This is a genomic window from Kitasatospora sp. NPDC057198 (assembly GCF_042670125.1).
Taxonomy (GTDB): Bacteria; Actinomycetota; Actinomycetes; order Streptomycetales; family Streptomycetaceae; genus Kitasatospora.
Genome location: NZ_JBHUWH010000611.1, coordinates 1 through 4,009 on the forward strand (window position 1 = coordinate 1; position 4,009 = coordinate 4,009).

General features: G+C 72.5%; 4 protein-coding genes. 1 reads left to right on the plus strand and 3 read right to left on the minus strand.

Going from position 1 to position 4,009, the window contains the following annotated elements:
• The first annotated feature begins 134 nt into the window (after positions 1–134).
• Positions 135–539, plus strand: a complete 405-nt coding sequence (locus tag ACFUEL_RS36500; protein WP_380242011.1) for a hypothetical protein — start codon at positions 135–137, stop codon at positions 537–539.
• A gap of 12 nt (positions 540–551) precedes the next feature.
• Here ACFUEL_RS36500 and ACFUEL_RS36505 read toward each other — a convergent pair.
• The 3 genes from ACFUEL_RS36505 to ACFUEL_RS36515 form a co-directional block, all read right to left on the minus strand.
• Positions 552–1,431 (minus strand): IS5 family transposase gene (locus ACFUEL_RS36505; RefSeq protein WP_380242013.1). Its coding sequence is split into 2 segments (ribosomal slippage): positions 552–1,083 and positions 1,082–1,431, totalling 882 coding nucleotides; the frame shifts between segments, so codons are not numbered across the junction.
• A gap of 141 nt (positions 1,432–1,572) precedes the next feature.
• Positions 1,573–2,385: a TVP38/TMEM64 family protein gene (locus ACFUEL_RS36510; RefSeq protein WP_380242015.1), complete on the minus strand. Its 813-nt coding sequence runs from the start codon at positions 2,383–2,385 to the stop codon at positions 1,573–1,575.
• A gap of 42 nt (positions 2,386–2,427) precedes the next feature.
• Positions 2,428–3,330, minus strand: a complete 903-nt coding sequence (locus tag ACFUEL_RS36515) for a deoxyribonuclease IV (protein WP_380242016.1) — start codon at positions 3,328–3,330, stop codon at positions 2,428–2,430.
• Positions 3,331–4,009 lie beyond the last annotated feature (679 nt).

The following is a 4,009-nucleotide window of genomic DNA, read 5'->3' on the forward strand; positions in this document are numbered from 1 at the left end:
AACTCACCACGGAGCCGCTCCACATCCCCCAGCTTCACACCTGAAGAATGCCCACCAACAGGCAAGATCACCCAACGTAACGAAGCACTACTAGGGCCTATCCGGCGGATCATGGTTGATGCCATGGTGGTCGCGTGAGTTACAGCCTCTACCTGATCCGGTTCGAGCACGGCAATGCGGCAGTTATGGATGGCGGGTTGTTCGATGAGGTGATCGGGCCGCACGTCGTGAAGCGCGAGCCGGAACACGGTTTCGTGCAGATCCGTGCCGAGGACGGGGGCGAGGCTGACATCTACGCGGCCACCGAGGCCGGGCTGGGTCTGATCAGCATCATGGTCAGCCACTTCAGTCCCGGGCCGGTGCTCGACCTGGTCTCCGACCTGGCGATCCGGCTCGATGCCGAGATCGTGCTCCAGGAGGGAGCCACTCTCGTCTCCGCGGATGGGCGTCTGGAGCACCTTCCGGAGGATCTGCGGCATGACGCGGAGGTCGTCGGCCTCTCCGGTGCCGAGCTCCAGGCCGCGATCGGCCGTCTCTGACCCGGAGCCCGGTCAGTTCCTGAGCCACAGGCGAATCGAGGCCAGGGTGACGGTGCCGGTGAACACGTAGGCGCGCTTGTCGTATCGAGTGGCCACAGCTCTGGAGTGCTTGAGTTGGTTGATCGTGCGCTCTACCTCGTTGCGGCGCTTGTACATCTCCTTGTCGAACCCGGCCGGCCTGCCGCCTCGGCCGCCTCGGCGTCGGCGGTTGGCCCGCTGGTCCTTCGGTTCGGGGATGGTGTGCTTGATCTGGCGTCGGCGCAGGTAACGCCGGTTTCGGCGGGAGCTGTAGGCATTGTCGCCGCCCAGGTGGTCCGGGCGGGTACGCGGGTGCCCGCTGCCTGGACGCTTGACCCGGATTTGTTCGAGAACCGGAATCGGCTGCGGGCTGTCGCCCCACTGGCCGGGCGTGATCAGCAGTGCCAGCGGTCGGCGTCCGCCTTCGCCGGCGAGGTGGATTTTGCTGGTCAGGCCGCCCCGGGAGCGTCCGAGTCCTTCGTCGGGGCGGTGCTGCCGAGGCGTTGATCTTTTTTCGGGACTCGCAGCGTGCTTTGCGGGCCCCGGCCGCGTGCTGGTGTGCCCGGCACGAGGTCGAGTCGACGCTGACCATGCTCCAGTCCACCCGACCGCCGGCATCGGCATCGGTCAGGACTGCTTGGAGGATCCGGTCCCAGGTCCCGTCAGCCGACCAGCGCCGATGCCGCTCGTAAACGGTCTTCCAGCTCCCGAAACGCTCGGGCAGGTCACGCCACGGCACTCCGGTACGGACTCGGAACAGGATCCCGTTGATCACCCGGCGGTGCTTGCACCACCGTCCGCCCCGAGCACCGGACTTCGGCAGATGCGGTTCAAGCCGCGTCCACTCGTCGTTCGTCAGATCTCCCCGTCCCACGACCAGAACAACGATCCCATCGTCGGACGGTCACAAGATCCGCCGGACAGGCACTGGCCGGACGTTCCCCGGGCGCGGTGGCTGTCGGGACCGTCCGGCCGGGCTGCCAGGGGCTGTCGTTCGTCGTTCGGGTGGTGGGTGTCAAGCAGCGGGTGGTGCGGTGCGGCGCGGGCGGGCGCGCCACAGCGAGAGGGCGCTGAACACGCACATCGCGGCGATCACCGCCGCGGAGACCAGGAAGGCCGGCGAGGTGGGCGAGCCCGCGCTCGCCCCCGCCACCACGTACGCGGTGGTGATCGGCACCACGCCGAGGACGGTGCCCGCGAGGAACGGCCAGAACCGGACGCTCGAGAACGCGCAGGCGAAGGTGCCGGCCTGGAACGGCGCGCCCGGGAACAACCGGATCAGCAGCACGCTGCGGAAGCCCTGTTCGGACAGCCGCCGGTCGATCTCCGTCAGCACCTTCCCACGCACCAGCGGGCGCAGTGCCTCGCGGCCCAGCCCGCGGCCGAGGGCGAAGGCCACCGCCGCGCCCACCGCCGACCCCGCGACCGCCAGCGGCACGCCCCACAGCGAACCGAACAGCACCCCCATGCCCGCGTTCAGCGCCGGACGCGGCAGGAAGGCCACCGTGCCGAAGACGTACACCGAGAGCGCGATCGGCAGCCGCCACGGCCCGGTGGCGGCGGACAGGACGGCGGACGGGTCCCACAGCAGCAGCGAGGCCGCGGTCGCGCCGAGCACCGCGAACAGCACGCCCAGCCGCAGCAGTGCTCCGCGGTGCGGACGGCGTGTGGAAGGGCCCGGCCGCGCCCCGGTGGTCTCGGAGGCCCCGGTGACCGCGGGCGTCTCAGTGGTCTCGGGGATGTCGGCGGTCTCGGGGGTGGCGGCTGTCTCGGGCGGTCCGGGGGAGACGGCTGAGGCGGGTGCGGCTATCGGCTGCGGGACGGACACCAGGGGAGCTTAACCGGCAGCGGGCGGAGTGGGAACGGCGGCTCAGGCGGCCGGGCAGCGCAGCCGTTTGAGCAGATCGATGTCGGCGGTGTGGCGGGCGCCCTCGATCCGGGCGGGATCGTGGCGGCCGTCCGGGGTCTCGATGATCAGGGGGACGCCGGCGGTGGCGGGGTGCGCGAGCAGCGCCTCGAACGCGGCCGCCCCGATGTGGCCGGCGCCGATGTTCTCGTGGCGGTCCTTGCGGGCCCCCGCGACGTCCTGCGAGTCGTTGGCGTGGATCAGCCGCAGCCGGCCCGGCCCGGCCGCCCGGTGCAGGGCGTCGAAGAGCTCCTCCACCCCGTCCGGGGCGGCCAGGTCGTGCCCGGCCGCGAAGGCGTGACAGGTGTCCAGGCAGACGCCGACCAGCGGGTGGTGGTCGAGGGCCTCCAGGTAGGCGGCGAGGTCCTCCATCCGGGAGCAGAGCGAACTGCCCTGGCCCGCGGTCGGCTCCAGCAGCAGCCAGGGGGCGTCGGCCCCGTAGCGGTCGAGGCCGTCCAGGATCGGCAGCACCTGGGCGCGGACCTGGGCGAGCGCCTCCGCACGGGTGCCGCAGAGCGCGGAGCCGGTGTGCACGACCGTGCCGAGGGCGCCGATCGAGGCCGAGCGGTGCAGCGAGTGCGTCAGTGACTCGGCGGACTTCTCCCTGGTCGCGGCCGAGTCGGAACCGAAGTTGATCAGGTAGGGCGCGTGCACGTACGCCGGGACGCCCCGTTCGGCGCAGGCCGTCCGGAAGGCCAGGTCCTGCACCGGGTTCCCGGCCGGGGTGGCCCACCCGCGCGGGTTGGCCACGAACACCTGCACCGCCTCCGCCCCGACCTTCTCGGCGTAGGCCAACCCCGTTCCCGCCAGCCCCTTCCCGGCGACGGGGACGTGGGCGCCGATCGGGTTGCGCGGGGCGGAATCCATGACCAGGAGCATCGCACGGCAGGGCGGAAGCGCAGATCACCGGGGTCGGCGCACGGGCGCGGGCGTGGCGCGGGTGTGGTGTGGGCGCGGGTGTGGGCGCGTTGGCCGAGTCGGGCGGGGGCGGGGCGGTGCGCCGCCGGTTCTTCCGGCGTTCGGCGGGACGGTGCTGGAACCCGGCGCCGGACACGGACGGGACGACCTCTCCTTGCCCGCAGCGGCTTCGCAGCCGACGCGGTCGGCTTCAGCCCCGCCGGACTGTCCCAACTCGCCGAACGCGCGGACGCCGGAGGGCTGGAGGAGCCGGTGGAGGAGGTGCGCAGGGTTCCGCGGCCCGACGGCGCCCCGGGGCACCGTGCGGCACACCGGTGACGCGCACTATCGGGGCGGGGCGGGGCGGGTCGGGGTGGGGCGGGGCGAGGCGGGTCGGGGTGGGGTACGGGGACGGTGTACCTGGGGCGCACGGCGGCTTCGCGGCGTGCCTCTTCCCGTCCGCACCGGTTGACCGCCTCGCTGTCGGGCGGACGCCGACGCAGGTCGGACCGTTCGAGGGGCACCCTGCCGCGCGGGCTTCGGCGGGTGGCCCGGTAGCGGCTGGAGCGGCGGCGCGGCGTACCGCCGGGGGTGGTGGGCGGAGGACGGGACGGTCGGAGGGAAGACGCCGAGGGGCGCGGAAGTGGAT